This is a genomic window from Poseidonocella pacifica (assembly GCF_900111875.1).
GTDB classification, from domain to species: domain Bacteria; phylum Pseudomonadota; class Alphaproteobacteria; order Rhodobacterales; family Rhodobacteraceae; genus Poseidonocella; species Poseidonocella pacifica.
On sequence record NZ_FOJU01000001.1, the window covers coordinates 422,338 to 449,247 of the forward strand.

Genomic DNA, 26,910 nt, shown 5'->3' on the forward strand with positions numbered 1-26,910 from the left:
CCCCCGTCGGGCATCGTCGCCTTGCGCTCCGCGGGCTTGCGTTGCGTCGCGCGGCCTCTATCCTTCGGCGGATCCAGAGAGGCGGCGCAGTGCAGCATGTTAATCCTGACGTGACCCCGATCACGCCCGAGGCCAATATCTCGGGCGCGACGCACGGGGGGCGGGCAAAATGCCTGCAACGGCTGATCCGCATGGATCTTCCCGTGCCGGACACTGTCGCGCTTTCTTTTGGGGCGGTTAACCGGATTGCATCGGGCGATATGCCCGATCTCAAGTCGCTTGTCGCCCGGTTCGGAGAGTGCCCGGTGATGTGCGTGCGTCCTTCCAGCGCGGACCCCGATTGGGGCGGACCCGGCGCGATGCTCAACATCGGCCTGTCGGATGCGACCTGTGCCGTGCTGTCGGACAAGATAGGTGAAGCCGCGGCGACCTCCCTCTATCTGCGCTTTGTGCAATCCTATGCGATCCACGTGGCGCGGCTCGACCCGGACATGTTCGACGATCTGCCTGACGCTGGAACCGAAGCACTCGCGCAAGCGCTGCGCGCATATGAGAGAGAGACGGAAGAGCCCTTTCCCCAAGATCCCGCCTTGCAATTGGGCGAAGTGCTGCGATCCATGGCGCGCGCTTGGGGCGGGACGACGGCGCGACTTTTGCGGGAATCCAAAGGCGCGCCTGCGGATGCAGGTCTTGGCCTTGTGGTTCAGAGAATGGCGTTCGGACTGGGGCGGGGCGTGTGCGGGTCCGGAGTGTTGCAACTGGTGAATTCGCAAACCGGGCTGCCTCTTGTCACGGGGCGATACCTGTCCCAATCGCAAGGCCGCGAGGCGTTGGAGCCGGGAGCGGAGGCGCTTTTTCTCGGTGCCGATCCGCGCGGGCCGTCGTTGGAGGATGCCGCGCCGGAAGCTTTTGCCGATCTCATTGCCTCTGCTGAGCGGATGCGGGTGCGGCTACGCGAAGAGATGCAGGTCGAATTCACGCTGCAGAACGGGGCGGTGCATATCCTTGATGGCGTGCCCGTCGTGCGCAGTGGGCGGGCCGCGGTTAGGATCGCGGTGGAGCTTGCGCGTACCGGGATCATTCCCCGCGAAGAGGCTGTGCTCCGCATTCCGCCGCGATCGCTCAACGAACTGCTGCACCGCCAAGTTGATCCCAAGGCCGCTCGCGACGTGTTGGCCATCGGAGTCGCGGCCAGCCCCGGCGCTGCGAGCGGGGCCATCGTGTTTACCGCAGCCGCGGCGCAAGCCTCTGCGGCGCGGGGGGAGGCTTGCATTCTCGTGCGCAGAGAGACCAGCCCGGAGGATGTGCGCGGGGTTCATGCGGCATCGGCCGTGCTGACAGAGCGAGGCGGCTTGACCAGCCATGCGGCGGTGATCGGGCGGGGGCTTGGCCTGCCGTGTGTTGTGGGGGCCTCGGATATTGGCTTCATGCTTCACAGCAAGGAATTGCGCATGCCAGACGGTCGGGTGTTTCGGGAGGGTGATATCCTGACCGTGGACGGCAGCACGGGGAGCGTGCTCGCCGGGTGCCCATCCATGGTGGAGCCGGCCATGGACGATGCCTTTCTGGCGCTGATGGACTGGGCGGATGCCTCCCGCGAGATCGGCATTCGTGCCAATGCAGACACGCCCGCTGATGCCCGGTTGGCCCGGAAATTCGGCGCGGAAGGCATCGGACTGTGCCGGACCGAGCACATGTTTTTCGACGCGGAACGCCTGACCGCGATGCGCGAGATGATCTTTGCCAATACGGCGGAAGACCGACGCGCTGCGCTTGATCTCATCCTACCAATGCAGCGAGCCGATTTTCAGGAGCTTTTCGAGATCATGGTTGGGCTGCCGGTCTGTATCCGCCTTTTCGATCCGCCCTTGCACGAATTCCTTCCCACGGATCGGGTCGGTCTGCGCGATCTGGCCGAAGCGCTCGACCTGCCTCTATCCGATGTGACCCGCCGGGTGGAGGCGCTTGCGGAATATAACCCAATGCTGGGGATGCGCGGCGTGCGCCTTGGGATCACGGTGCCGGAAATCTATGAGATGCAGGCCCGCGCGATTTTCGAGGCTGCGGTTTCCGTTACTGGCGAGGCGGTCGTGCCGGAGATCATGATCCCGCTCGTGTCCGCCCGCCGCGAAGTGGAACTGGTCAAGACGCGGGTCGAAGCGGTCGCGGCGGCGGTTCAGATGGAGACGGGCAGGACGGTGAACTATCGCCTCGGCGTCATGGTTGAAACCCCGCGGGCGGCCTTGCGCGCGGGCGAGATCGCGCCCTATTCGGACTTTCTCAGCTTTGGCACAAACGATCTGACCCAGATGACCTATGGGCTCTCACGCGATGACGCAGGGCGATTCATGTCAGCTTACGTGAAAGCAGGCGTCTATCCCGAAGATCCATTCCATACGCTCGACATCGATGGCGTGGGTGAATTGCTGGAAATCGGCGCGGCGCGGGGCCGAGAAGCGCGTCCGGGCTTGACCTTGTCCCTCTGCGGCGAGCACGGGGGCAACCCCGAATCAATCGCATTTTGCTCGGAAGCCGGCTTTGATTATGTGTCCTGTTCGTCCTTCCGCGTGCCCGTTGCGCGACTTGCCGCCGGTCAGATAGCGCTTAAAAAACGGGCATTCTTAGAAAAACCCCCCCAAACCCAGTGAGTTATCCAAAAATGCTCAGTCGGGAGCCTTTTAGCGGAATTTCGCGCAAATTCGCTCAGACTAGACGCATTCCAAATGCTGGGTTATCCGCCGCCTCGGACTTGACCATGACATATTTGACCGATCCGGGGGGATGGGATGAAGAATTTTTACATGCTGGTGTTGGGCGTTTGCCTGACGTTTGCTTCCAGTTCAGTGCCGGCGATGTCGTCGGAACAGATTGAGAAACTTGCTGCTGCCGAAGGAGAAGCTCTTGCCTCGGTCACCGAAGAGCGGATGCGCCTTCTGTCGACACCGATGCCGCCCGCCCGGCAGTTGAGCGTAAGCTATGATCGCGCGTTCCTCGCGGCACTGCCAAAGGCCAAGGGAAACGACGAATGGCGTTGCCTCGCCGAGGCGCTTTACTTCGAAGCGCGTGGCGAAACCGTGCGCGGCCAGTTCGCCGTCGCCGAGGTCATCATGAACCGCGTCGACAGCTCGCGCTATCCCGACAGCGTCTGCGGTGTGATTACGCAAGGCACCGGCAAACGGTTCCAGTGCCAGTTCACCTATACGTGCGACGGCAAGAAAGAGACCATCGCCGAACCGCGTGCCTGGACACGAGTGGGGAAGGTGGCGCGGCTGGTGCTTGATGGCGCGCCGAAGGTGCTGACCGAGGGCGCGACGCACTATCATACCAAGCACGTGCGCCCCAGCTGGTCGCGAAAGTTCGACCGTACCGCCGAAATCGGTGTGCATCTCTTCTATCGCCAGCCTACGCGGCTGTCGCAGAACTAACGCCCCGCGAGGCGTTTGAGCTCATCCCGCAGGGCGCGGGGTGGGTGACGGGCTGCGTCAAGAACCGGCCCTTCGGAAAGACCATCGGATGTGCCGCGCCCGACCTGCACCAAGCTGTAGGTATGGCTCCGGGCGATACCGGTGAGGGCATCGCGAACAAGCGCCTGCAGCGTCAGATGAAGCGGCTGTGCGCCAAGCACACCGGTGCCCGCAGCCGGAATCCCATCCGCATTCTTCATGCAGGCCTCGGCGCTCGTCGAATGGTAGCTTCGACAGATCATGGGGCGGTCTTCATAGACCCGACAGCGCATGGTTTCGGGGTCGAGCGCGGCGCAGGCATCCGGATGTGCCGCGCGTCCATCAGGTGATCCGGCGAAAGGGAGCAGCGCGGCATGCATTCTTTGCGCCTCATGCTCCAGGATCGTACCGCCATCTGCCCCGTTGAGAATGCAGCAAAAGGCGCAGCCCGCGCCGCAAGCGATGCCCTCCAGACGGGCGGCCTGATCCTCGAGGTCGATCTGCGCGATCTGTGTTGCCGCTTCGCCAGAGGCGAGTCGTCTGACCACCTGTGAAAACGGCATCCCGACGGAAGCTGCGTGGCGAAGCCAAGCGATGAGCATCCGGCGCGCACGATCGGCGATCTCGGGGCGTATTCCAGAAACGGAAGCACGCTCGACCCGGCCAACAAGGGCCGCCGTATCGCGGGGATTCTCCTTGGTCGCACGGCGGCGGCGGGCGCGGGGCGGTTGGGGCATCGGCTCTCCTCTGGGCGCGGTTTTGCCGTATACAGCAACACTCGGCAAGCCCCGCCAGCTACAGCTTTGCAGGCCCTTGCACAGCCTGCTAGAAGAAGCCAACAGGCCCGGTCCAAGGGGGGAGCCATGACCAACGAAATCCGTCTTGCCTTTGCGCATCCCGATGAACGCGCGGCAGCGTCGGCCATGGGGCAAAGTCGGCCACTTGACCGGATTTCCCTGCGCGATCACCTTGTGGAGGTAGAGATTGGCGCGTTTCAGGCTGAACGCGGCGTACGGCAACGGATCAATTTCAACGTGGTGGTCGAGGTCGCGCCCTCCGACGCGCCGCTTGGCGATGATGTCGACAGGATCCTTTCCTATGACCGCGTGACCGAAGCGATTGCCCACGCGCTCGCGGCCGAAAGGCTCAACCTGCTGGAAACACTTGCCGATCGCGTGGCAGAGCGGATCTTGCATGAACCGCAAGCTGTCCGTGCCTTTGTGCGCATCGAAAAGCTGGATCGCGGGCCCGGCGCGCTTGGGGTGGAAATCGTGCGGACACGGCGTGATCTTGAAGACGACGGCGATGATGATCCCGCGCCGCATCCACGCATCATCTATTTCTCGAATGCCGCGATTGCCTCGCCTCATCTCAAGGGGTGGATCGACCAGATTGATACAGGTGGCCAACCTACGATCCTTTGCGTTGGACCTGCGGATTTCCCCGCGCCGCAAATTGCGGGAAAGCCTCTGGTGCAACGCCGCGTGGATCTTCTGGCCATTGAGCAGAATGCGTGGATGCTGGCGAGCAAGGATCGCCGCTGTGTCGTCGTCGGCTCCCGCACCGAACTCGACTGGGGCATGAAGAATGGCCAGATCAGCATTTGGGCCCCATCCAAGGTGGTGCTTGATGCCGTTGATGGGCCCAAAGCCGGGCCCCGGGACGTGCTCGACCTCATCACCTGGTTCGCGAAGGAGATGGAAGCGGTGGAGTTGACCGTGATTGGCGATGCTTCGCCGGCGGGCGCACCGTGTCCGGTCACGTTGGTTGCACCCGAAAGCCCTTCGGTCTGAAAGGGTCGCAGGCCTGAAATCGTCGGCGCAAGAGGGATACATGACAGTCTATTTTCGCCCCATCCCGCAAAGTGGCCCGGAGGCGCCGGATGGTGCGCTTCGTCTCGCCGGTGGCTGGTGCTGGTTCAGCCACGTGGAGCGCCTTGAACGCGGCGCAGCGCCCGTTGTTCTTCCGGCAGAAGATCTGCCCGAGGATTGGCAGACGCGCCTGACCGCGCGCCGGGCGCCATTGATGGGGGTGTCCTTCGACCGGCCAAGGCTCATGGGAATTCTCAACGTCACGCCGGACAGCTTTTCGGACGGAGGCCGTTTTCTGGACCCCAAGAATGCGATGTCGCAAGCGCGGACGCTCATCGAGGGTGGCGCGGATATCCTCGACATAGGCGGAGAGTCAACGCGACCCGGCGCTGTGGAGGTAGAGACGGAAGAAGAGATCCGCCGCACCGCGCCGATCATAACCGCCCTCAGAAGAGAGATCGCCACCCCCATCTCCATCGACACGCGAAAAGCGCCGGTTGCCCGTGCGGCGCTCGATGCCGGTGCGGATATGGTAAACGATGTCGCGGCGCTGCTCTTTGATCCGGAGTTGCTGTCATTGGTGGCCGAAACCAATGTCCCCTTGTGCCTGATGCATGCGCAGGGCGATCCAGCCACGATGCAGAATGCGCCCGATTATGACGATGTGCTGCTCGACGTTTACGATTTTCTCTCCGAACGGTTGGAGGCGGCCGTGGCCGCGGGCGTGCCTCGGCATCGTATCGTGGTCGATCCCGGTATCGGCTTTGGCAAGACGCAGGCGCACAATCTCGCGCTTCTCTCACGGCTGAGCCTGTTTCACGGGCTCGGCGCGCCGGTTCTGCTCGGGGCCTCCCGCAAGAGGTTCATCGGGACAATCGGACAGGCCCCGGTCGCCGCGGATCGCATGCCGGGATCGATTGCCGTGGCATTGGCCGGGGTGTCGCAGGGGGCACAGATCCTGCGGGTTCATGACATGAAAGAGACCCGGCAGGCGCTTGACCTATACCGGGCCGCGATCGGAGGCACGACATGACAGGCAGGACTCTCTTCGGAACGGACGGCGTGCGTGGGCGCGCCAACACACATCCGATGACCGCCGAAATGGCGCTTCGGATCGGGGCGGCGGCGGGGCGTTACTTTCGCCGTGACGGCTCCGCCGCGCATCGGGTGGTGATCGGCAAGGACACGCGCCTGTCGGGCTATATGTTCGAAAACGCCCTGACCGCCGGGCTGACCTCGACGGGGATGAGTGTGCTGTTGCTGGGGCCCGTGCCGACACCAGCGGTCGGATTGCTCACGCCCTCGATGCGGGCCGATGTGGGTATCATGATCTCGGCAAGCCACAATCCGCACGAAGACAACGGCATCAAGTTCTTCGGGCCCGACGGATTCAAGCTGTCGGATGAGGCGGAGCAGGAGATCGAAGCGCTGGTGAATGCCGGGATAGAGCCGGCGCTCGCCGGTAATATCGGACGAGCCAAGCGGATCGACGACGGCCGTTTTCGCTATGTCGAACGGGTGAAGGGGACGCTGCCCCACGGCATGTCACTCGATGGGTTGAAGGTGGTGATCGATTGCGCCAATGGGGCGGCATACCGCGCGGCCCCCGAAGTTCTGTGGGAACTGGGCGCAGAGGTGATTCCCGTCGGGGTGTCGCCGAACGGCAAGAACATCAACGACCGGTGCGGCTCCACGCATCCGCAGGTCGCCGCTGAACAGGTGGTTGCCCATGGCGCGCATGTGGGGATCTGTCTTGATGGGGATGCCGACCGGGTGATCCTGATCGATGAACGCGGTCAGAAGGCGGACGGCGATCAGCTCATGGCGCTGCTGGCCGGGCGTTGGGCAGAAGAGGGACGGCTTCGGGGCGGTGCCTTGGTCGCAACGGTCATGTCGAACCTCGGGCTGGAGCGTTATCTCGGCGCGCGCGGTGTGCGGTTGGAACGTACCTCGGTGGGCGATCGCTATGTGGTCGAACGGATGCGCGCGGGGGGCTTCAACCTCGGCGGAGAGCAATCCGGGCATATCGTCATGACGGATTACGCGACCACCGGGGATGGTCTCATGGCCGCGCTACAATTTCTTGCGGAGATGGTCAGCACAGGCAAACCTGCGAGCGAACTTGCCCGTAACTTTGAGACGGTGCCACAACTGCTGAAGAACGTCCGGTATGCTGCGGGTGAGACTCCGCTGGAAGCGGGTAGCGTGAAAGCTGCGATTAAAGCGGCGGAGGCACGGCTGGACGGGCAGGGGCGTCTTCTTATCCGAAAGTCGGGGACAGAGCCCCTTATTCGGGTGATGGCGGAATGTGAGGACGACGCCGTTCTGACCGAAGTCGTAGATGGCGTCGTAGACGCAGTAGAGCGTGCGGTCGGAAGTTAGTCCGACGGCGACAGCGCGGCGTTCCGGGAGGGATCTTCGCAATCGAAGCTGGGCTGGCGGCTTGCACCAAGATCAAGGGACAGGGTCGCGGGGATAAGGCCCGCCGGACCTTGTGGCGCGGTTCCGGCGCGTGAGGCCCAATACCGCCGCTCTTCGGGGGCGAGACGGTGCCCGGCCATTTCCAGAACCAGCTTGGACATCAGCGTATCGCGAAACACTTCCCAGCTTCCCGCGACGACATGGAATGCGCCCGCGCCACCGATGACGCAATGCTCATAGAATAACCCGACATCAGGCCCGTGATACGCAGTGTTTCCGCGCGTTATGGGCAAACCATTGATGGTGATCCCGGCCCGAACGAGGTTGTCACGCACATGCGTCACGGAATGACCTGCATTGCTGTGCCCATCGCCGGAAATATCGATCACCCGATAGACGGCATCGCCCTCATGGCTTTCGAGCATCGTCGCCGCTGCGGTGAGCGCGTTGCCGATCGCGGTTGTACCATAGTGCATCGGATCGCCGATTTGATCCTCGATGGCACGGATCTGCATCGCGAAGGCGTTCATTTCTTCGAAGGTTCGGATTGTCCGCATGGGGACGAGGATTCTCTGCGACGATGGCCCGGACCACTCAAAATATCCGATCGCGATCCCGCCTCCGGCAAGGGCTGCGCGGGCGATACGATTGTCGGTCAGCGCGGTCGCGTAAGCTTCCCGTTGAAACAGGCGTTCTTGATCCGAAACCGAGGAGGAGACATCGACGGCAAGAACCAACGCGACCTCCACCGCATCATCAGCCGCGCTTTGACCTGCATGTGCAGTGAGGGAGCAGGCCATGGCGGCAAGCTGAAAAAGAGTACGAACGGGCTTTGAAAAACGGTTCAACATGGGCTATCCAGTGACTGATACACATCATTTCTACACAGGGGCGGTACCCGACCGTTTGGCTGTGTATTGGCGCCGTGCGATCTGGGCCTTGGCTTCATGATGTGGCTCGCAGCCCTGAAAGCAGGGTTAACAGCGCGCTTTTTCGAATTTCACAGAGGTGTTGGCGCGCATATTGTGCAGATTTTTGGTACCTGCCGAATTTTTGTGCGGAAAATCCATGAAATTTATGCTGCGATGCAGCATTTCAGTCAGCCATTTTGACCTAACTTCTGAGTCGTTTCCGTAAAGGAAAGATGAAAAAACCCCGCAGCGGCCTGCGGGGTTTGTGTCATCTCGAAAAGGTGAGGAATGCTCAGCTTTCGGCGCGTGTGGCCGGCTGGGGGGCGGCGCTCTTCTTCGGGCCGCCCGAGCTGAGCGGGTCATCTTGCCGCTGGACCGAGCCTTCGAAATGTGCGCCGGATTCGATCGCGATCGTCTTGTGGATGATGTCGCCTTCGACACGAGCGGTCGAAGTGAGTCGAACTTTCAAACCACGGACGCGGCCGACAATGCGGCCATTGATGACGACGTCATCGGCAATAACTTCGCCCTTGATCGTTGCGCCTTCGCCAATGGTCAGCAGGTGCGCGCGGATATCGCCCTCAACCGTTCCTTCGACCTGAATGTCGCCGGTCGTCTTGATGTTGCCGGTGATATGCAGATCCGAAGACAGGCTCGAAGCAGGCGGCTTGGCCTTCGGCGCGGGGGCCGGAGCGCTGCTCTGCACAGGAGCGGAGGTGCTGCCACCCGGCGCGGGAGCGGAGGAGCTTTCCTGCGGTTTGGGGGCGGGGTCGTTGATTTTGCTCTTAGAAAACATCTCTCGCGGCCTTTATGTAGCTCATCGGGTTTACGGGGGTTCCGTTGACGAGGACTTCGTAGTGCAGATGCACGCCCGTCACCCTACCGGACGCTCCCATATCACCGATCCTGTCGCCGCGCGAGACTCTATCGCCCACTTTGACACGCAATTTGGACAAATGCGCAAAGCGTGTCTCGATCCCGAAATCATGTTTGATCTTCACCAACCGGCCATAGCCCGAGCTCCACCCAGCATGGATCACGACGCCGTCGGCGGTGGAGTAAAGTGGGGTACCGGAGGGCGCTGCAAAGTCTACGCCCTGGTGCATCCTGCGCCCGCCGGTCTTGGGGTCGCGGCGATACCCAAAGGGAGAGGTAAAGCGGTAAGCGTTCTTGACGGGAAGGGCAAAGGGCGCCTTCTCGGCTGCGATGCGGTAAAGGTTCAACCGGTCCAGTTCCTGCAGGATTCCATTGGCCCGCAGCGCGTCGGGGCCCGGGGCCTGTCCCATGGTCGAGGTGATCGGGGTGAGCGGGCCACCCTGACCGGAGTAGCGGCGCTTGACCTGCGACAACAGCGTGTCGGTATCGAGACCGGCGCTGCGGAACATCTTGTCGAGCGGCTCGACCGAGACGGTCATGGCCTCTTCGAGTTGCCGGAAGATCTGGTCGTTGGAATCTTCCATGAGGCGGATACGCAGGGCGAGTTCGTCCGCATGGCCAACCACAAGCTCTGCGTCGCGCGCGACGGAGTCGCGTTCTTTCGCAGTGCGCTCAAGCGCGGCGGTCAGATGCGCCAGAGTCCCGGCGGTTTCTCCGTCGAGCGGCGCGCTTTCGCCAAGGTCGCCCTCTCCGCGCGTGGCAAGAAGCTCCATCCGGGCCGCATCGCGTTCCTTCATCGTCCGGCGAAGCCCGACCTGAATGACGTCTATGCCCTTCTCAAGCTCGCGCCGATGCTCTTCAGAGGCCAGAAGCTCTGACTGCATCGTCGAGATTTGCGCCAATGCGGAGGTGAAACGTTCCTGAGCGGCGCGGGCCTCTTCGGCGCGGGTGTCGCGCTCTTCCGAGAGGGCGTTCAAACGCGCCTGATAGGTTGCCAGATCGCGCTTGGCCTGATCGCGAAAATTGCCGGAGCCGATGCTATCCATCGTAAGAACGGCGGTCGCCACGATCGCCCACCCTATTACGGCGGTGCTTCCGGCAAGGGCAACAAGTTGCGATGTCGGTTTGAGACGAATGAAACGGGTTTCGGTATCGGATCGGAGGAAGAGGCGTCGTTCAGGAAGTATGCGCTCTAGAGCGGTATCAAGTCTGTGTCTGAAACGTGAAATCACGTGCCCGTCCTTCGTGCCAACCTCTTTTACCGGCGCGCCAATGTCCCCGTCGGCGCCGTGGGCAGATGATTAACGGGGCGCCGACGGGCTCGCAAAGGCTTTTCTGACACCTGCGTGGAACCCGGCGCAAAACGGGGTCCAACTGGCAGTTTTCCGCCGAAAACCGCCTTCAAAGACCTAACGAATGATTAACTATGATCCGAGTCTTCGGTGAGCGGCCAGTAGAAGTCAGGGGGTAGTCCGGCTTCGGCCCGCTTCTCATCGTTGAACGGCGGCTTGAGCGTGCTGTGGAAATAGCGGCGCACAAGATCGTGAAAGAGAGGCTTTGGATCACGGTTGTCTCGCCCGCAAAGGAAGTGAAACCACTTTGACCCATAGGCGACATGACCCACTTCTTCGGCGTAGATCGTCTCAAGCGCGTCTACTGCGCCAGCATCCCCCGCCTTGGTAAAGAGTGCGATCATCCCGGGCGTCACATCGAGGCCCCGCGCCTCCAGCACCATGGGCACCACCGCGAGCCTGCCAAAGATATCCTCGGCAGTATCACTGGCGGCGCGCCACATTCCCGCATGGGCGGGCAGTGCCCCATAAAAGCTGCCCTTCGCTTCGAGGCAGTCTGCCATGAGGTTGAAATGCTTTGATTCCTCATCGGCGGCGCGTACCCAATCATCATAGAATCCCGGCGGCATCGGCACATGGCCGAAGCGCGCAATGAGATCCCAATGGAGATCGACGGCGTTCAACTCAATATGGGCTACCGCATGCAGGAGCGCGATGCGCCCCTCAGGGCTCCCTGGTTTGCGCTTGGGGACGTCGCGCGGATCGCGGAGTTCGGGGCGCTCCGGCCGGGCGGGAAAATCCGGTGGTGCGCCGATCCCGATTTCGATCTCCTCACCTGCATCGCGGGCCTCGAACCAACGGGCGGCGTGGCGGTGCGACAGGGCGGTCTTTTCGCGGCCATCGGCGCAGGTCAGCACCTCCACCGCCATTTCCGTGAGCGTCATCACAGCGATTGCACCGCCTTGAGCACGTCTTCGGCATGGCCGGCGACTTTCACCTTCGGCCAGATACGGGCGATCTTTCCGTCACGGTCAATCAACACGGTCGTTCGCTCGATCCCCATGAAGGTCTTGCCGTACATGCTCTTTTCTTTCCAAACACCATACCGCTCGCAGGTATCGCCGTCTTCATCCGAAAGCAGCGCAACCTTGAGCCCGTGCTTGTCACGAAACTTGTCGTGCTTGGCGATGCTGTCCTTGGAAATCCCGAGAACAACCGAACCGGCCGCCGCGAATTCGTTGGCGGCATCGGTGAAGGCGATCGCTTCCTTGGTGCAGCCGGACGTATCGTCCCGCGGATAGAAATAGAGCACGACAATCTGGCCGCGCAGATCAGAGAGCGAAACACTGCCGCCCCCGTCGCGAGGCAACGTGACATCGGGTGCGAGTTGGCCGGGTTCGATCATAGGTTTCTCCTCATGGCGCAGCGAATGCTTTCATACTAGACCGGCATGCGGGAGATGAAAGAGATGACGCAACCCGATGCCCCCACGCGCGGGCAACGCCTTCGGCGCCACGCCTTGCGGACCTGCCTGACTGCAAGCGGGTTGGGGCTGATTTGTGCGCTGGTCGTCGGTCTGACGATCTACGCCCATTACGGACGCGCGGTTGCGGCGCCGGCGTGGTTGCAGGCGCGCGTCGAAGCGCGGCTGGCCGAAACCTTGCCGGGCATGCAATTGGATTTCGACGATATGGCGTTGGAACTGTCCACCTCTTGGCGGCCTCGGGTGATCCTGACGGGCGTTGAAATTTCGTCGCCCGAGGTCGGCCGAATTGCCCGGATCGAAGACCTCCGCGCCACCTTTGCCCGGCGCGCGGCCTTGCGCCGCGAGATGCGGCCAAGGGACATCGCGCTCACCGGGGCGGTTCTTACGGTGCGCCGTGATCACGACGGCGACTTTGAACTGGCCTTCGGGGATGCCGCCTCTCTTGGAGAGGGGGCGGTGCTTGATCTCATGGCTGCGATCGAGGCCGCCTTTGATGATCCGCGACTATCCTATCTTCGCGGGGTCGAAGCGCGCGCATTGACGCTGCGCTATGAGGATGCCCACGCGGAACGTGCGTGGACGGTGGATGGCGGGCTCATGTCGATTACGCGGGAGGGCGACACGCTCGACCTGTCCACCACACTCACGGTGCTCGGCCAACAGGGCGGGGCGGCGACGCTTGAAGGCGGTTTTGAAACGCAGATCGGCGCCGGCGCGTCAGAGTTCCAGATTCGCATCGCGGATGTCCCCGGATCGGATCTGGCGACACAAAGTCGCGCACTCGGATGGCTCGCGGGGCTGCAGGCCCCGATTTCCGGGGCGATCCGGGGTAGTGTGACAAATGCGGGCGGCCTTGGGCCCATCTCCGCGTCGCTGCGGATCGGCGCGGGCGCCCTGCAACCCAATGAGCGTACCCGGCCGATCCCCCTCCGTTCGGCGCGGGCCTATTTCACCTATGCGCCGGAAAGCCGGCTTCTGAATTTCGATGAGTTCTCGCTCGAAAGCGATTGGGTGACCGGCCGGGCCGAAGGCTACGCCCAGATTGTGGAGGATGAGGGCGGCTGGCCGACTGCTTTTGCCGGTCAGCTTGAATTCACCAATATCACCGCCAATCCCGGTGGGCTTTATCCCGAAGCGCGGGGGCTGGATCGCGCATTGCTGGACCTGCGCTTGACGCTTGATCCTTTCCGGATCGAACTGGGGGAGGGCACACTCTTTTCGGGGGATGAAGTCCTGCATCTTTCGGGGGCGGCCACGGCCGAGCCGGAGGGTTGGTCGGCCAGAGCGGAGGCCGAGATTGCCCGTCTTCCACGAGACAGGCTGTTTCACTATTGGCCCGAGACGTTCAAGCCCCGCGCCCGCAGGTGGGTCGGGGAGAACCTCTATGCGGCGGATCTGACGAATGCGGTTGGCAATATCGTCGCTGAGCCGGGGCGCCTGCCGGAGATATATTTGTCATCCGGGTTTGAGGGCGGAGAGGCGCGAATCCTGCGCGACATTCCCCCGATCAAGGATGTCTCTGGCCGGATCGAAATTCTGCGCGAGGCGCTGTCGGTGGTGGTTGAGAAGGGCACCATCACCGCGCCCGAAGGCGGCGCGCTTTCGATGGCGGACACGGTGTTTCACATTCCCGACACGCGCTGGCGCTACGGGCCCGCACTGACACGCATCTCGGCAGAAGGGCCGGTGACGGCGTTGCTGTCGCTGCTCGATCAACCGCCATTGGAGTTGATGTCCAAGGCGGGCAAACCCGTGGATCTGTTTGACGGTCAGATCCGCGTCGGGGGCACGGTCCGCTTTCCGCGCAAGTCCGGGACGACTTTCTCCGAACTGGCTCTGAACCTTGATGGGGTCGTGACGGACTTGCAAAGCGAGACGGTCATTCCGGGCCATGTACTCGCCGCTCCCGAAGCGCGGGTAACCCTGACGAACGAAGGGGTGAGTATTGCGGGCAAGGGCACCTTTGATGGGGTGCCCTTCGACGGGGAATGGACCAGACCTGTGGTGTCCACCGGCGGCCAACCGATCCCGAGCGCGGTGACCGCCGAAGTCACTCTTACTCCCGACGCGCTTGTTGGGCTTGGTGTTACCCTACCCAACGGGACGTTTGCGGGCGAGGCGTCGGGATACCTCACGCTGGATTTGCCGTCAGGGGAGACGCCCCAATTCACCTTTCGGTCCGATCTGATAGGTGCGCGCCTCTCGGTTGCGCCGCTCAACTGGAGCAAGGCCGCTGGCCGCGCTGCGGAATTGGAGCTGAGCGGGCGGCTCGGTTCACTAGCCGTGGTGGATCGCTTGCGCCTTGATGCGCCGGGTCTTCTGGCCGAGGGCCGTCTTTCGCTGCGGTCAGAAGGTGGGCTGGATCAGCTGCAACTCAGCACCCTGCGAAGTGGCGGTTGGCTCGACGTGTCGGCCACATTGACGGGGCGCGGCGCGGGGCGGACCCCCGCCGTCGCGGTTTCAGGCGGTACGGTCGATCTTGGCAAACGCCCCTCCAGCAATGCCAGCGGACCCTCGGGCGGGTCTGTACCGCTGTCCTTGGCGCTCGATCGGTTGCGTTTGACGGATACGATTTCTCTGACTCAATTGCGCGGGGATCTGACTTCCAATTCCGGCCTTTCAGGACAGGTGCAGGGGCGGATCAACGGCGGCGCGCGGGTCTCGGCCACGCTTGTGCCCCGGTCGGGTCGCACGGCGGTGCGCCTCAGGGGCGAGGATGCCGGCGACATGCTGCGCGATGCGGGGTTTCTCAAGAACGCGCGCAACGGCGCTTTCGATCTGCAACTCGTGCCCCGTGCCGCAGCCGGGCACTATGACGGGAACCTCTCGATCAGGACGATGCGCATGCAGGACATGCCCGTTTTGGCACAATTGCTTGACGCAATCTCGGTCGTTGGAATTCTGGATCAGCTTCGGGGGCCCGGCATCTTCTTCTCTGAGATAGACGCCCAGTTCCGGCTGACGCCGCAGCAGCTCATCGTCACCCAGTCCAGCGCCGTTGGCCCGTCAATCGGTGTATCGCTCGACGGGATCTACAATATCAACAGTAAGGACGTCGCGATGCAGGGCGTTCTTTCGCCTGTCTATGCGTTGAATGCGCTCGGTGCGCCGCTGACACGCAAGGGCGAGGGGTTGATCGGCTTCACCTATGAGATTAACGGGACGTCCTCCGATCCACGGGTTTCGGTCAATCCGCTCTCGGCCCTCACGCCGGGGTTCTTCCGTGAGATCTTTCGACGCCAGCCGCCGCAGACCGGGAACTGAACTCCATGCAACTGTCCGATTTCGATTTCGATCTTCCTGAGGCTCTCATCGCCACGCGGCCCGCGCGCCCCAGATCTTCCGCACGGCTTCTGGTGGCAGAGGGCGATGCGATCCACGATCAGCACGTCTTGGACCTGACCCAATGGCTGCGCCCCGGTGACAGGTTGGTTCTCAACGACACAAAGGTGATCCCCGCCCGTCTTTCCGGGCTGCGTCGCCGAGAGGGACCGGAGGGGTCAACGGAGGCCCGGATTGAGGCCACCTTGCTGGAGCCGAAACCGGGCGGCCAATGGTCGGCATTGCTCAAACCCCTGCGGAAGGTACGAGACGGCGAGGAAATCCGTTTCTCAGAGGCGCTTTCCGCGCGGGTGGAGAATCGTAAGGAGGGAACAGCGACGCTTTCCTTCAATCTGGCGGGCGAGGATTTTGACGCAGCGCTGGCCGAGGCAGGAGCCATGCCGCTTCCGCCCTATATCGCGGCGCGCCGTGCCGCCGACGCGCAGGATCACGAGGATTACCAAACCGTCTGGGCGCGGAACACGGGGGCCGTCGCGGCGCCTACCGCCTCATTGCATTTCGACGATGCTTTGCTCGCGGCACTGCGTGAGCGGGGAGTGGAGATTTCTTATGTCACTCTTCATGTGGGCGCGGGCACCTTCCTGCCGGTGAAGGTCGAGGACGTCAGCCGCCACAAGATGCATGGCGAATGGGGTGAGATCAGTGAAACGGCAGCAGCCGAGATCGCCGCCACGAAAGCCGCCGGTGGTCGCGTGATCCCAGTGGGCACCACCGCGTTGCGCCTGATTGAAACCGCAGCCCGGAGCACGGGCGCCATTGCGCCCTGGCAAGGCACCACAGACATCTTCATCTATCCCGGGTTTGCCTTTCATGTGGCCGACGCGCTTATGACGAATTTCCATCTTCCCAGATCGACGCTCATGATGCTGGTTTCGGCCTTTATGGGCATGGAGAGGATTCGCGCTATCTATGCCCACGCGGTAGCGGAAAGTTACCGGTTCTTCTCCTATGGGGATGCATCTCTCTTGCTCCCGACGTCGCGAAATGACACGGCGACAGTCGCGGACGGACAATCCGGGGACGGCGCGCGCCCCTAATCTTCTACCCAACTAGGGGAAAGCCATGCTGACGGTCTTTGCGAATTCTTGGGCTCTTCTTCTGGGCATGTTGCTGTTGATGCTGGGCAATGGCGTACAAGGCACGCTTCTGGGCATACGAGGCGGCGCGGCGGGCTTTGGCACGTTGCAGATGTCGATCGTCATGTCCGCATACTTCGCGGGTTTCTTGATCGCCAGCAGGCTTACTCCGGGTATGATTCGGCGCGTGGGGCATGTGCGGGTCTTTGCGGCGCTAGGCTCGCTCATCTCCGCCGTTCTCATTCTTTATCCGACATTCGAGAATCCGTGGGCTTGGGCCGTTGGGCGTATCATCATCGGCTTTTGCTTTTGCGGGGTCTACGTGACAGCGGAAAGCTGGCTCAACAATGCGGCCACCAATGAAACCCGCGGGCAGGCGCTTTCGCTCTACATGATTGTCCAGATGATCGGGATCATCGCAGCGCAGGCCGTCGTGCTGATCCCCGATGCGTCGGGCTTTCTGCTTTTCGTCATTCCCTCGGTGCTGGTGTCCGTGGCCTTTGCGCCGATTCTTCTGTCGATCAGCCCGACACCGTCGTTCGAGACGACCAAACCCATGAGCCTGCCGCAACTGTTCCAAAGCTCTCCGCTCGGCTGTGTCGGCATGTTCCTGCTTGGCGGCGTATACTCGGCCCAGTTCGGGATGTCGGCGGTCTATGGCACGACGGCGGGCCTGTCGCTTGCGCAGATTTCCATGTTCGTAGCAGCCTTCTATGTGGGCGCGCTCATCATGCAGTATCCGCTGGGTTGGCTCTCGGACCGTTCCGACCGGCGGCGTCTGGTGACCATCGTCGCAGCGGTGGGGGGATTTGCCTCCATCCTCGCGGTTCTCGCCAGCGGTTGGTTCACGGCGCTTCTGGTGGCGGCGTTCCTCGTTGGCGGAATGTCGAACCCGCTCTATTCCATGTTGATTGCCCATACGAACGACTTTCTTGAGGTGGAGGACATGGCCAGCGCCTCTGCTGGCCTGCTCTTTATCAACGGTCTGGGGGCGATCCTTGGACCGCTGGGGACCGGCTGGTTCATGGGCGCGGTCGGCGCAGAGGGCTACTTTATTATCATTGGGGCATTGCTCTTCATTCTGGCGGGCTATGGTCTTTACCGGATGACACAGCGCGCGGCGCCATCGTCTGAGGATACCCACGGGCTGGCACCACTGGCGCCGATGGGGTCGCATTATTCGGTCGAAGCCGCGCAAGAAGTCGCCATCGAAGAAGCGCAGGAGGACAGCCGAAACGTCGCCTGACGCTCGTCGCATGGGCAGGGCCGTGCGAGGCCTGTCTCAAACTGACGCAATTTGTGACTGGCTGCTTGAATTGTCGCGGGTTTATCCTTCCGATGGACCCAAGACCTGTAACATGAGGGGGAACGGATGGTACGGCCCGATGAGGTTCTGGAATTCTGGCTCGACGAGATCGGGCAAGAGGGATGGTACAAGGTCTCCGAGGACCTGGATGAGGCTGTGCGCAACCGCTTCGAGGAGCCTTGGGTGAACGCTTGCGAGGGCTCTTATGCGCTCTGGCTGACCTACCCGAGCGGGGCGCTGGCCTATATCATTCTCATGGACCAGTTCCCGCGCAACATGTTCCGGGGGATGGGGCGCGCCTTTTCCTCGGACAAATATGCCATGGCCGCCGCAAAGGTTGCGATTGACCGTGGCTGGGACATGAAGATCGATGAACCTGCTCGGCAATTCTTCTATCTCCCGCTGATGCACTCCGAGAGCCTTTCGGATCAGGACCGTTGCGTGCGACTCATGTGCGAACGGATGCCCGAGACCGGCGCACCGAACCTGCTCCATGCCCGTGCGCACCGCGAGGTGATCCGCATGTTTGGTCGCTTCCCCTACCGCAACGAGGCGCTGGCCCGTCGGACAACGCCGCAAGAGCAGAACTACATCGATCAAGGCGGCTATGGCAGCACCATCAAGGCGTTTCAGACAGCCGCGGAATAGGGCCTAAGGGCAATACACCTAGGAGGGGGCGTGGCCGATCTTTGTCGCCGCGGCCCTATCCGAAGGGCAGCGAAGTGACGTCGAGCTGGCGCGACTCTCCCCCGAGGGTGACACTAAGATCCGTTGCGTCGTCGCCGATCTCTGATGCGATCATTCCTACGCCCACATTGCAAGAAAAACGGCTTGAGTAGATGCTCTCGCTGAGGATGCCGACGGTTTCTCCATCAGCAGTTTGTACTGCGACCGAGGACTGGCAGGACCGTATCGGCGCGCCCGACACCCTGAACCCAACACGCCTGCGGCGCGGTCCTTCGGTCTTGATCTTCAGAAGTGCGGCGCGGCCGACAAAATCGTCGGGCTGATCGAAATCGACCAGCTTTCCCAGCGAAATTTCAAATGGATTGCAGGGGTTAGTCTGCAAACGGCCATCGGCACCGTAGGAGACAAGACCGCTTTCGATACGTTCTTGATCGTTGGGCGCGCCCGGCCGAATGCCATAGCGCTCCCCTGCGGCCTTGACGATGCTCCAGAGATCTCCGCCACGGGAGCCGTCGAGCAAGTAGAGTTCGAAACCGCCCTGTTTTGACCAGCCGGACCGCGCAAGGATCAAAGGAATCCCGCGAAGGCTCGTCTCCTTGAACCCGAAGTATTTCAAGGAGGTGACCCATTCGCCGAAAAGATCCACGGCCAGCGCTTCCGCCTTGGGGCCTTGAATGGCGAGGGGGGAAACGTCTGCTTCGGAAACCTGCACATCCATGCCGCGCTCCGCCGCGATGGCGCTCGCCCACAGTTCGATGTCGCTGTCGGCGATCGACAGCCAGTACCGGTCCGGCGCCACCATCAACGCAACCGGATCGTTGATGAGCCTGCCCGCGTGATTACAGATCGGCACATAGCGGCCTTGGCCAATCTTCGTCTTACTCATGTCGCGGGTTGTCAGAAATTGGATGAGCCGCCCGGCGTCGGGGCCGGAAATTTCAATCTGACGCTGCGCTGCGACATCCCACATGGCGACGCCGTTCATCAGGCTGTCGTATTCCGCTTCGGGATTTCCGAAATGTGCGGGGATATACATGTGGTTGTAGACTGAGAACCCCGCGACGCCATCTGCAACGGTGGCATCAAAATAGACGGACTTTCGAATGTTTGGCCCGATGCCGATCTGAAAGTTCACGTAAATTCCCCCCCGTATTTTCCTTGAGACCTCAGGGCCGGTTGGGGCGGAGTGTGCGTCCGCCCGAATGTGCCGTCGCCCATTGGTCTTTTCCCGATCCGACACTAGGCGGGGGAACGCGCAAGTCCAGCAGGTAGCGCGGCAGAGCGAAGGTTTTGTGGGGGGGGATGCGCAGGCTGAAACGAAAAAACGCCCGGGAAGAACCCGGGCGTTCGATGCTTCAGGACGTGCTGCGATCAGCAGCTGTAGTACATCTGGAATTCGACCGGATGCGGCGTGTGCTCGAAGAGTTCGATTTCTTCCATCTTCAGCGCGACATAGCCGTCAATCTGGTCCTTGGTGAAGACATCACCGGCCAGAAGGTACTCGTGGTCCTTCTCCAACTCGACAAGCGCCTCACGCAGCGAGCCGCAAACCGTGGGAATGCCTTCGAGCTCTTCGGCGGGCAGATCGTAGAGGTTCTTGTCCATGGCTTCGCCCGGATCGATCTTGTTCTGGATGCCGTCGAGGCCGGCCATCAGGAGCGCGGCAAAGCACAGATAGGGGTTTGCCGATGGATCGGGGAAACGGGCCTCAACGCGCTTGGCCTTCGGGCTTTCCGTCCATGGGATCCGGACGCAGCCAGACCGGTTGCGAGCGGAATAGGCGCGCAGAACCGGGGCTTCAAAGCCGGGGATCAGGCGCTTGTAGGAGTTGGTGGACGGGTTGGTGAAGGCGTTGAGCGACTTGGCGTGGACTAGGATGCCGCCGATGAACCACAGCGCTTCCTGGCTCAGATCCGCATATTTGTCGCCTGCGAAAAGCGGCTTGCCGTCTTTCCAGATCGACATGTTGCAGTGCATGCCGGTGCCGTTATCGCCATAGATCGGCTTCGGCATGAACGTGGCGGACTTGCCATAGGCGTGGGCCACGTTGTGGATCACGTATTTGTACTTCTGAAGCTCGTCGGCCTGCTTGGTGAGCGTGCCGAAGATGAGGCCAAGTTCGTGCTGGCACGACGCCACCTCGTGGTGGTGCTTGTCGACCTTCATCCCGAGGCGCTTCATGGTGGAGAGCATCTCCGAGCGCAGGTCCTGTGCTTCGTCGGTCGGGTTGACCGGGAAGTAGCCGCCCTTGATGCCGGGCCGGTGGCCCATGTTGCCCATCTCGTATTCGGTGTCTGAGTTCCACGACGCGTCGCTTGCGTCGACCTCGTAGGACACCTTGTTTATCTTGTTTGAGAAGCGAACGTCGTCAAACAAGAAGAATTCCGCTTCGGGGCCCCAATAGGACACATCGCCGATCCCGGAGGATTTGAGATAGGCTTCTGCCTTCTCCGCCGTGCCGCGCGGGTCGCGCTCATACGATTCGCCGGTGTCGGGCTCGACGACGGAACAGTGGATGCAGAGCGTCTTTTCCGCATAGAACGGATCGATATAGGCGCTTTCGGTGTCCGGCATGAGTTTCATGTCGGAGGCCTCGATCGATTTCCATCCTGCGATGGACGAGCCGTCGAACATGAAGCCTTCTTCGAGGAAGTCTTCGTCGACCTGATCGGCCATGATGGTTACGTGCTGCAGTTTCCCCCGCGGGTCGGTGAAGCGGATGTCGACATATGCGACCTCCTCGTCCTTCATCGTCTTGAGAACGTCCTTGTTGCTCATTCCCGTCTTCCCTTTCGTTTCTTGGTAATATCGTTGTTGTTCAGAGCGCGTCCGAGCCGGTTTCACCGGTGCGGATGCGGATAGCTTGCTCCACGGGGCTCACGAAGATCTTGCCGTCGCCAATCTTGTCGGTCTTGGCCGCAGCGATGATCGCCTCGATCGCGCCTTCGACTTGCGCGTCGTCAATCACCACCTCGATCTTCACCTTGGGCAGGAAGTCGACGACGTATTCGGCACCGCGGTACAGTTCGGTATGACCCTTTTGCCGCCCGAACCCTTTGACCTCAATGACCGAGAGGCCCTGAACCCCCACGTCCTGAAGCGCTTCTTTCACCTCATCGAGTTTGAAGGGTTTGATGATCGCTTCGATCTTCTTCATGGGGATCTCCTCGCCAATGACCTGCTGGTTTCGGTGCAGATCATTTTCATTACATGCTCACAATCGGATAGGGTGACAGTTAGTCAGCTCATCCGTGGCACCGATGTAGCGTGATTTTATTTTAAGCGTAATGCCTAAAGTATGTGCAGGGTTGAATCGAGGTGATCGAAAAAATGACGGACTTGCTTAGCACTGCTCAAATGCGCGCCACAGAAGCCCGCGCAATCGACTCGAAACAGGTATCTGGCGCCGACCTGATGGAGCGCGCAGGGGCAGCGGTCGCGGCGGCGATTGGGGAGCGGTTTGAACCTGGGCGGGCGCTTATTCTGGCCGGTCCGGGAAACAATGGCGGGGATGGTTTCGTCATCGCCCATCATCTTGCCCAAACCGGTTGGACCGTCGAGGTTGGCTTGCTCGGCGCAGCGGAAGCGTTGCCGCGTGATGCGCGCGCGATGCATGACCGATGGGCCGACGCGAACCCGGTGACAACGCTGGATAACGTGCGCGTCGAAGGGGCCGATCTGGTGGTCGATGCGCTCTTTGGAACGGGCCTCGCAAGACCCTTGGATGGGCGCGCGGCAGACTTGGCTCGGGATACTGTCCCGGCGACGTGCGTCGCGGTGGATATCCCCTCGGGGCTCTGCGCCGATAGCGGGCGTGCGCTTGGGGGCGTGGCGTTTCATGCAGCGTTGACGGTCACGTTTCATCGCCCGAAGCGCGGGCATTATATCTCCGCAGGGCCTGACCACTGTGGCGAGCTAGTCGTGACTGATATCGGGCTGGAGCACTTTGCGGAGCAGGACGGGATTCCGCTCATTGGTGCTCCGGTTCAGTCCGACCTCTCCAAAGGAGCCTCCGCGCACAAATATCACAGCGGGCATGCTTTTGTGGTCGCGGGCGGCCCCGGCAAGGGCGGAGCGGCGCGGCTTGCCGCGAGGGCTGCACTGCGAATCGGAGCGGGCCTTGTCACGGTTGGGTGTCCTCTGCGCGCTCTGACGGAAAACGCGGCGCGACTTGATGCGGTGATGCTGCGGCCGCTGGATGGTGCGCCGGGACTTGCCGAAGCGTTGGAGGATGAGCGTATCTCCTCGGTGTGCCTCGGCCCGGGGCTTGGCCTGCGCCACGATACCCAGATGCTGGCCATCACAGCACTGCGATCCGAGATTCCCGCCGTGCTGGATGCCGATGCCCTGAGTCGGTTTTCGCGTGATCCGTCTGTGCTGTTCGGCTTTCTTCACGACAAATGCGTGCTCACCCCGCACGGTGGCGAATTCGCGCGGCTCTTCCCTGATCTGGCGGAACGGTTGAGCGATCCGGCCGAGGCGGGCCCTGCCTATTCGCGGGTGGATGCCGCCCAGGCGGCGGCGGAGCGTGCGGGATGCACTGTGGTGCTCAAGGGGCCGGATACGATTATTGCAGGCCCCGACGGGCGCATTGCCGTGCACGTGGCCGCCTATGATCGCGCAGCGCCGTGGCTCGCAACGGCCGGGGCCGGAGATGTGCTCGCAGGTATGATCGTAGGGCTGATTGCGAGGGGCATGTCGCCCTTTGAGGCAGCTGCGGCGGCGGTCTGGCTTCATGTCCAAGCCGCCCGCACCTTCGGGCCGGGGCTCATTGCCGAGGATCTTTCCGATGCTCTCCCTGCCGTCTTTCGCACGATTGGGGTTTGACCGCGAGTTGGTGAAAGAATCCGCTCGCATCCCCCTCAGAGCTTTGTTATTGAGCGCCCCGTTGCGGGTGTGGCGAAATTGGTAGACGCACCAGATTTAGGTTCTGGCGCCGCAAGGCGTGGGGGTTCAAGTCCCTCCACCCGCACCACCTTCTTTCAGGGCATGATGGGCACAGGCTTGCGAAACCCGCAGTCTGAATCACACGCGCGGGTTGCATCGCGCGCCGGCTGCGAACATGGTCTTGCCATAGGTGGCGCTGGCCCGAGGGGGGCCATGCCACAACCATGCCGGATGGAGACCATGATGCGCCTGCGCTTTCTCGCCGCTTTTATCGTGCTCGCAGCGCCGGTTGAGGCCCGGATGATCACAGACAGCGCTGGTCGGCAGGTGGAGGTTCCCGAAGACATCACTACGGTGTTTGCCGCCGGACCCACGGCCTCGATCCTGACCTATGTGATACGTCCCGAGGTTCTGGCCGGTTGGCCGCGCGCGCTCCGGGCCGAAGAGAGGGATTATATCGCCGCTCCCTACCGCGACCTTCCCGAAACGGGGCGCCTGACGGGGCGGGGCGGGGAGGCAAACCTCGAACGGGTGTTGCAGATCGCGCCTGATCTCATCCTCGATTTCGGCTCGGTGCGCGACACCTATATCGATCTGGCAAACCGCGTGCAGGAACAAACCGGCATTCCCTACCTGCTGATCGACGGACGATTTGAGAATACTCCAGAGGCGCTGCGCCTCGTGGGAGAGATCCTGAACGTGCCGGAGCGAGGAGAGGCACTCGCCTCCGATACCGAGCAGATTTTTGCCCGGATCGATGCGATCCTCGGGGATGCTCCGGAAGAGGCGCGCCCGCGCACCTATCTCGCCCGCGGACCTGACGGGCTGGAGACGGGCATGAAGGGATCGATCAATACAGAGATCATCGAACGTGCAGGGGGCGTGAATGTCGCCGATGACGGTGGGGCAACCCGCGGGCTGGTGCAAAGCTCGATGGAAACAGTGATCGTTGCGAACCCCGAAGTCGTGGTGACATGGGACCGCAATTTTTATGGCCGCGTCTGGGCCGATCCTCTTTGGGCCGGTGTGGAGGCGGTGCGGACAGGGCAGGTCTATCTCTCGCCCACCGCTCCCTTTGGCTGGATCGACCGTCCCCCATCGGTCAACCGGATGATGGGGCTGCAATGGATGGCGGGACTGTTCTATCCCGATGACTGGGGGAGTGACCTTCGAGAGGAGACGCGCGACTTCTTCCAATTGTGGTATCACGTCGATCTTTCGGAAGAAGAGCTTGATCGCCTGCTGGAGTGGGCCGAGGGAAGGCCGCCAAGCTGACCCGGGTACCGAGATTGATGATCTGGCTCGCGGTGGGATTGGCGCTTCTTTCCTTCGGGGCCTTGCTGGTTGGTCCCTATGGGCTCACGCCTTCGGAAACGCTGGCCGCGTTGCTGGGTCGGGGGGATGCGCAATCCGGGATCGTCATCCTGAACATCCGCCTACCGCGCGTCGCCTCAGCGCTTCTCGTAGGGGCGGCGCTTTCTGCCGCCGGGGCGACCTATCAGGCGCTGTTTCGCAACCCGCTCGTTTCCCCGGACATCCTCGGTGTTTCCGCCGGTGCCGGCCTTGGGGCGGTCGGCGGGATCTTCCTTGGGATGCCTGTCCTCTTCATTCAAGGCTTCGCCTTTGCGGGTGGGCTTCTCTCCGTCGCGCTCGTGATGGCGGTGGCTTCACTTGTGCGGCATGCGGAACGAACGCTAAGCCTTGTCCTTACAGGGGTCGTCATCGGGGCGCTCGCCGGGGCCGCGACCTCTTTGCTCAAGGTGATGGCCGACCCCTATGATCAACTGCCCGCGATAACCTTCTGGCTCCTTGGGTCGCTGGCCTCGGTAACATCCGCCGATCTGACGCCCGCGCTCGTCCCGGTCGCGCTGGGGCTTTTGCCTTTGTTTTTGTTGCGCTGGCAGATCAACGTCCTGTCGATGGGGGATGAGGAGGCGCTCGCGCTGGGGATTGATACCACCCGCACGCGTATCGCCGTCATCGCGGCCGCGACCTTGGTGACGGCCAGCGTCACCGCTCTGGCCGGCGTAGTGGGGTGGGTCGGGCTCGTCATCCCGCACATCGCGCGAATGCTGGTGGGGCCGGGGTTCGGCAGGCTTCTCCCGGCATCCGCTCTGCTTGGAGCAGGCTACCTGTTGGCGGTCGATACGGCGGCGCGCACCATCGCCCGGGCCGAGGTGCCGCTCGGAATTCTCACCGCCGTAGTCGGGGCCCCGTTCTTTGTGTGGCTGCTCGCGCGTGGGCGGAGCGGCTGGTCATGACCTTGCGCGCGCGCGATCTTGCCATCGGGCATGGGGGGCGCAGGATCGGGGAGGGGCTTTCGCTTGCGCTTGGTCGGGGCGAAATCCTCTGCCTGCTTGGGCCAAATGGGTGCGGCAAGACCACCCTCTTTCGTACCCTGCTGGGATTGCTGCCTCCGCTTGGGGGAGAGATACACTTGGGCGACAGGCCCATGTTGCGTCTGTCCCGCGCCGAAATCGCAACCCGCATTGCCTATGTGCCACAGGCACATGCGCCGACATTTGCCTTCGACGTGCTCGAAGTTGTCCTTATGGGACGGACGGCGCGGCTCGGGGCATTCGGGCAACCGGGTGCGAAGGATCGGAAAATCGCATTAGAAGCTCTTGAGCGTCTGGGGATCGCCGAACTGGCGGCGCAGGACTACGCTCAACTCTCCGGGGGGCAGCGGCAATTGGTGATGATCGCCCGAGCCCTTGCGCAGGATACGTCCCTCATCGTTCTGGATGAGCCGACTGCCAGCCTCGACTTCGGCAATCAGGTTCAGGTTCTTGATCAGATCGCCAGGCTTTCCAAAGAGGAACAGGGGCGCGGTATCGTGCTATCCACCCACGACCCGGATCAGGCGTTTGCGCTAGAGGCGCGGGTCTTGCTGATGTCGGGGGGGCGCATTGCGGCGCAGGGCCCGGCAGAAGAGGTTCTGACCGCCGGGGCCCTGTCTGCGGTGTATGGCGTGGGCATCGAAGTGGAGCGCACGCCCTCTGGTCGGCGTGTCTGCCTGCCTGCGCGTCAGTCGGCAGCCACCATGACATCCGAGGCCTTGACCACGGCATAGGCGCTGCCACCCACGGCTAGCCCCAGTTCCTCGACGGCTTCGTTGGTGATCATGGCGGTGATCTGGCTTCCGCCGCCGATGTCGATGCGGACCGTACTGTTGACGGCCCCAGTCTCGATGGCGGTCACGGTGCCTTGAAGCTTGTTGCGCGCACTGATTTTCATCGCTGTCTCCTTTGCGTGTTTGGGTCTACCTAGGTGACGGGGGCAGGGGCGTGCAAGTCCGCCTTGCAGGAGTGAGGAATTTGCAGGCAGCCTACGCCGGGAGCGCATTGCCGATGTCCGGCCGCGCTTTACATC

Annotated in this window: 23 protein-coding genes and 1 tRNA gene; 14 read left to right on the forward strand and 10 right to left on the reverse strand. The window is 62.2% G+C overall.

From position 1 onward, the window contains the following. Window positions 1–89: 89 nt before the first annotated feature. Together BM234_RS02010 and BM234_RS02015 are read left to right on the forward strand one after the other, a co-directional pair. Window positions 90–2,648, forward strand: a complete 2,559-nt coding sequence (locus BM234_RS02010) for a putative PEP-binding protein (protein WP_092060117.1) — start codon at window positions 90–92, stop codon at window positions 2,646–2,648. A gap of 138 nt (window positions 2,649–2,786) precedes the next feature. Beyond that, window positions 2,787–3,425 carry a cell wall hydrolase gene (locus BM234_RS02015; RefSeq protein ID WP_245752444.1) on the forward strand — a complete coding sequence of 213 codons (639 nt, stop codon included), beginning with the start codon at window positions 2,787–2,789 and terminating at the stop codon, window positions 3,423–3,425. Here the strand turns inward: BM234_RS02015 and BM234_RS02020 are convergent. Further along, window positions 3,422–4,180: a YkgJ family cysteine cluster protein gene (locus BM234_RS02020; protein ID WP_175501178.1), complete on the reverse strand. Its 759-nt coding sequence runs from the start codon at window positions 4,178–4,180 to the stop codon at window positions 3,422–3,424. The genes BM234_RS02015 and BM234_RS02020 overlap by 4 nt on opposite strands. 126 nt (window positions 4,181–4,306) lie before the next feature. On the opposite strand from BM234_RS02020, the gene BM234_RS02025 reads away from it, so the two are divergent. Genes BM234_RS02025 through glmM form a run of 3 tightly spaced genes read left to right on the forward strand, consistent with a single transcriptional unit; the run spans window position 4,307 to window position 7,636 of the window. After that, entirely contained in the window at window positions 4,307–5,236 is a 930-nt protein-coding gene (locus BM234_RS02025; protein ID WP_092060119.1) for a dihydroneopterin aldolase, read from the forward strand. 40 nt (window positions 5,237–5,276) lie between these two features. Further along, window positions 5,277–6,287 carry a dihydropteroate synthase gene (folP, locus tag BM234_RS02030; RefSeq protein WP_092060121.1) on the forward strand — a complete coding sequence of 337 codons (1,011 nt, stop codon included), beginning with the start codon at window positions 5,277–5,279 and terminating at the stop codon, window positions 6,285–6,287. After that, the gene (glmM, locus tag BM234_RS02035) at window positions 6,284–7,636 is read left to right on the forward strand and encodes a phosphoglucosamine mutase (protein ID WP_092060123.1); all 1,353 of its coding nucleotides are present in this window, start codon (window positions 6,284–6,286) and stop codon (window positions 7,634–7,636) included. Before folP ends, glmM begins: the two co-directional genes overlap by 4 nt. Here the strand turns inward: glmM and BM234_RS02040 are convergent. The 5 genes from BM234_RS02040 to bcp form a co-directional block, all read right to left on the reverse strand. Continuing rightward, complete coding sequence (locus BM234_RS02040; RefSeq protein WP_092060125.1) at window positions 7,633–8,526, reverse strand: DUF1194 domain-containing protein; 894 nt, start codon at window positions 8,524–8,526, stop codon at window positions 7,633–7,635. The genes glmM and BM234_RS02040 overlap by 4 nt on opposite strands. A gap of 352 nt (window positions 8,527–8,878) precedes the next feature. Next, window positions 8,879–9,382: a bactofilin family protein gene (locus BM234_RS02045; RefSeq protein WP_092060127.1), complete on the reverse strand. Its 504-nt coding sequence runs from the start codon at window positions 9,380–9,382 to the stop codon at window positions 8,879–8,881. Continuing rightward, the gene (locus BM234_RS02050; RefSeq protein WP_092060129.1) at window positions 9,372–10,694 is read right to left on the reverse strand and encodes a M23 family metallopeptidase; all 1,323 of its coding nucleotides are present in this window, start codon (window positions 10,692–10,694) and stop codon (window positions 9,372–9,374) included. The genes BM234_RS02045 and BM234_RS02050 overlap by 11 nt, the downstream gene beginning before the upstream one ends. Window positions 10,695–10,882: 188 nt before the next feature. Further along, entirely contained in the window at window positions 10,883–11,698 is an 816-nt protein-coding gene (locus BM234_RS02055; protein WP_092060131.1) for a ferritin-like domain-containing protein, read from the reverse strand. Further along, a complete protein-coding gene (bcp, locus tag BM234_RS02060; RefSeq protein WP_092060133.1) occupies window positions 11,698–12,159 on the reverse strand; it encodes a thioredoxin-dependent thiol peroxidase in 462 nt (153 codons plus the stop codon). The genes BM234_RS02055 and bcp overlap by 1 nt, the downstream gene beginning before the upstream one ends. 63 nt (window positions 12,160–12,222) lie before the next feature. Here bcp and BM234_RS02065 point away from each other — a divergent pair, with 63 nt between their 5' ends. The 4 genes from BM234_RS02065 to BM234_RS02080 all read left to right on the forward strand — a co-directional run bounded on the left by BM234_RS02065 (window position 12,223) and on the right by BM234_RS02080 (window position 18,612). After that, window positions 12,223–15,504, forward strand: coding sequence for an AsmA-like C-terminal region-containing protein (locus BM234_RS02065; protein WP_175501179.1), 3,282 nt, complete (start codon window positions 12,223–12,225; stop codon window positions 15,502–15,504). Between the two features lie 5 nt (window positions 15,505–15,509). Next, window positions 15,510–16,619: a tRNA preQ1(34) S-adenosylmethionine ribosyltransferase-isomerase QueA gene (queA, locus tag BM234_RS02070; RefSeq protein WP_092060137.1), complete on the forward strand. Its 1,110-nt coding sequence runs from the start codon at window positions 15,510–15,512 to the stop codon at window positions 16,617–16,619. Window positions 16,620–16,644: 25 nt separating this feature from the next. Further along, window positions 16,645–17,904 (forward strand): MFS transporter, encoded by a 1,260-nt coding sequence (locus BM234_RS02075; protein WP_092060139.1) that lies wholly within the window; start codon window positions 16,645–16,647, stop codon window positions 17,902–17,904. 126 nt (window positions 17,905–18,030) lie between these two features. Continuing rightward, window positions 18,031–18,612, forward strand: a complete 582-nt coding sequence (locus BM234_RS02080) for a DUF924 family protein (RefSeq protein WP_092060141.1) — start codon at window positions 18,031–18,033, stop codon at window positions 18,610–18,612. Window positions 18,613–18,667: 55 nt separating this feature from the next. Here BM234_RS02080 and BM234_RS02085 read toward each other — a convergent pair whose 3' ends face one another. The 3 genes from BM234_RS02085 to BM234_RS02095 all read right to left on the reverse strand — a co-directional run bounded on the left by BM234_RS02085 (window position 18,668) and on the right by BM234_RS02095 (window position 21,808). After that, window positions 18,668–19,786 carry a glycine cleavage T C-terminal barrel domain-containing protein gene (locus BM234_RS02085; protein ID WP_092060143.1) on the reverse strand — a complete coding sequence of 373 codons (1,119 nt, stop codon included), beginning with the start codon at window positions 19,784–19,786 and terminating at the stop codon, window positions 18,668–18,670. Window positions 19,787–20,022: 236 nt separating this feature from the next. Further along, window positions 20,023–21,429: a type I glutamate--ammonia ligase gene (glnA, locus tag BM234_RS02090; protein ID WP_092060145.1), complete on the reverse strand. Its 1,407-nt coding sequence runs from the start codon at window positions 21,427–21,429 to the stop codon at window positions 20,023–20,025. A gap of 40 nt (window positions 21,430–21,469) precedes the next feature. Beyond that, window positions 21,470–21,808: a P-II family nitrogen regulator gene (locus tag BM234_RS02095; protein ID WP_092060147.1), complete on the reverse strand. Its 339-nt coding sequence runs from the start codon at window positions 21,806–21,808 to the stop codon at window positions 21,470–21,472. A gap of 173 nt (window positions 21,809–21,981) precedes the next feature. On the opposite strand from BM234_RS02095, the gene BM234_RS02100 reads away from it, so the two are divergent. The 5 genes from BM234_RS02100 (at window position 21,982) to BM234_RS02120 (ending at window position 26,611) form a co-directional block, all read left to right on the forward strand. Beyond that, window positions 21,982–23,478 carry an NAD(P)H-hydrate dehydratase gene (locus BM234_RS02100; RefSeq protein ID WP_092061301.1) on the forward strand — a complete coding sequence of 499 codons (1,497 nt, stop codon included), beginning with the start codon at window positions 21,982–21,984 and terminating at the stop codon, window positions 23,476–23,478. A gap of 63 nt (window positions 23,479–23,541) precedes the next feature. After that, window positions 23,542–23,626: transfer RNA gene (locus BM234_RS02105), tRNA-Leu, on the forward strand. Window positions 23,627–23,751: 125 nt separating this feature from the next. Next, on the forward strand, window positions 23,752–24,813 hold the full coding sequence (locus BM234_RS02110) for an ABC transporter substrate-binding protein (RefSeq protein WP_245752446.1): 1,062 nt from the start codon (window positions 23,752–23,754) through the stop codon (window positions 24,811–24,813). Between the two features lie 17 nt (window positions 24,814–24,830). Beyond that, entirely contained in the window at window positions 24,831–25,799 is a 969-nt protein-coding gene (locus BM234_RS02115; RefSeq protein ID WP_092060151.1) for a FecCD family ABC transporter permease, read from the forward strand. Further along, window positions 25,796–26,611: an ABC transporter ATP-binding protein gene (locus tag BM234_RS02120; RefSeq protein WP_092060153.1), complete on the forward strand. Its 816-nt coding sequence runs from the start codon at window positions 25,796–25,798 to the stop codon at window positions 26,609–26,611. The genes BM234_RS02115 and BM234_RS02120 overlap by 4 nt, the downstream gene beginning before the upstream one ends. Here BM234_RS02120 and BM234_RS02125 read toward each other — a convergent pair. Then, window positions 26,566–26,775 carry a TOBE domain-containing protein gene (locus BM234_RS02125; RefSeq protein ID WP_092060155.1) on the reverse strand — a complete coding sequence of 70 codons (210 nt, stop codon included), beginning with the start codon at window positions 26,773–26,775 and terminating at the stop codon, window positions 26,566–26,568. The genes BM234_RS02120 and BM234_RS02125 overlap by 46 nt on opposite strands. Window positions 26,776–26,910 lie beyond the last annotated feature (135 nt).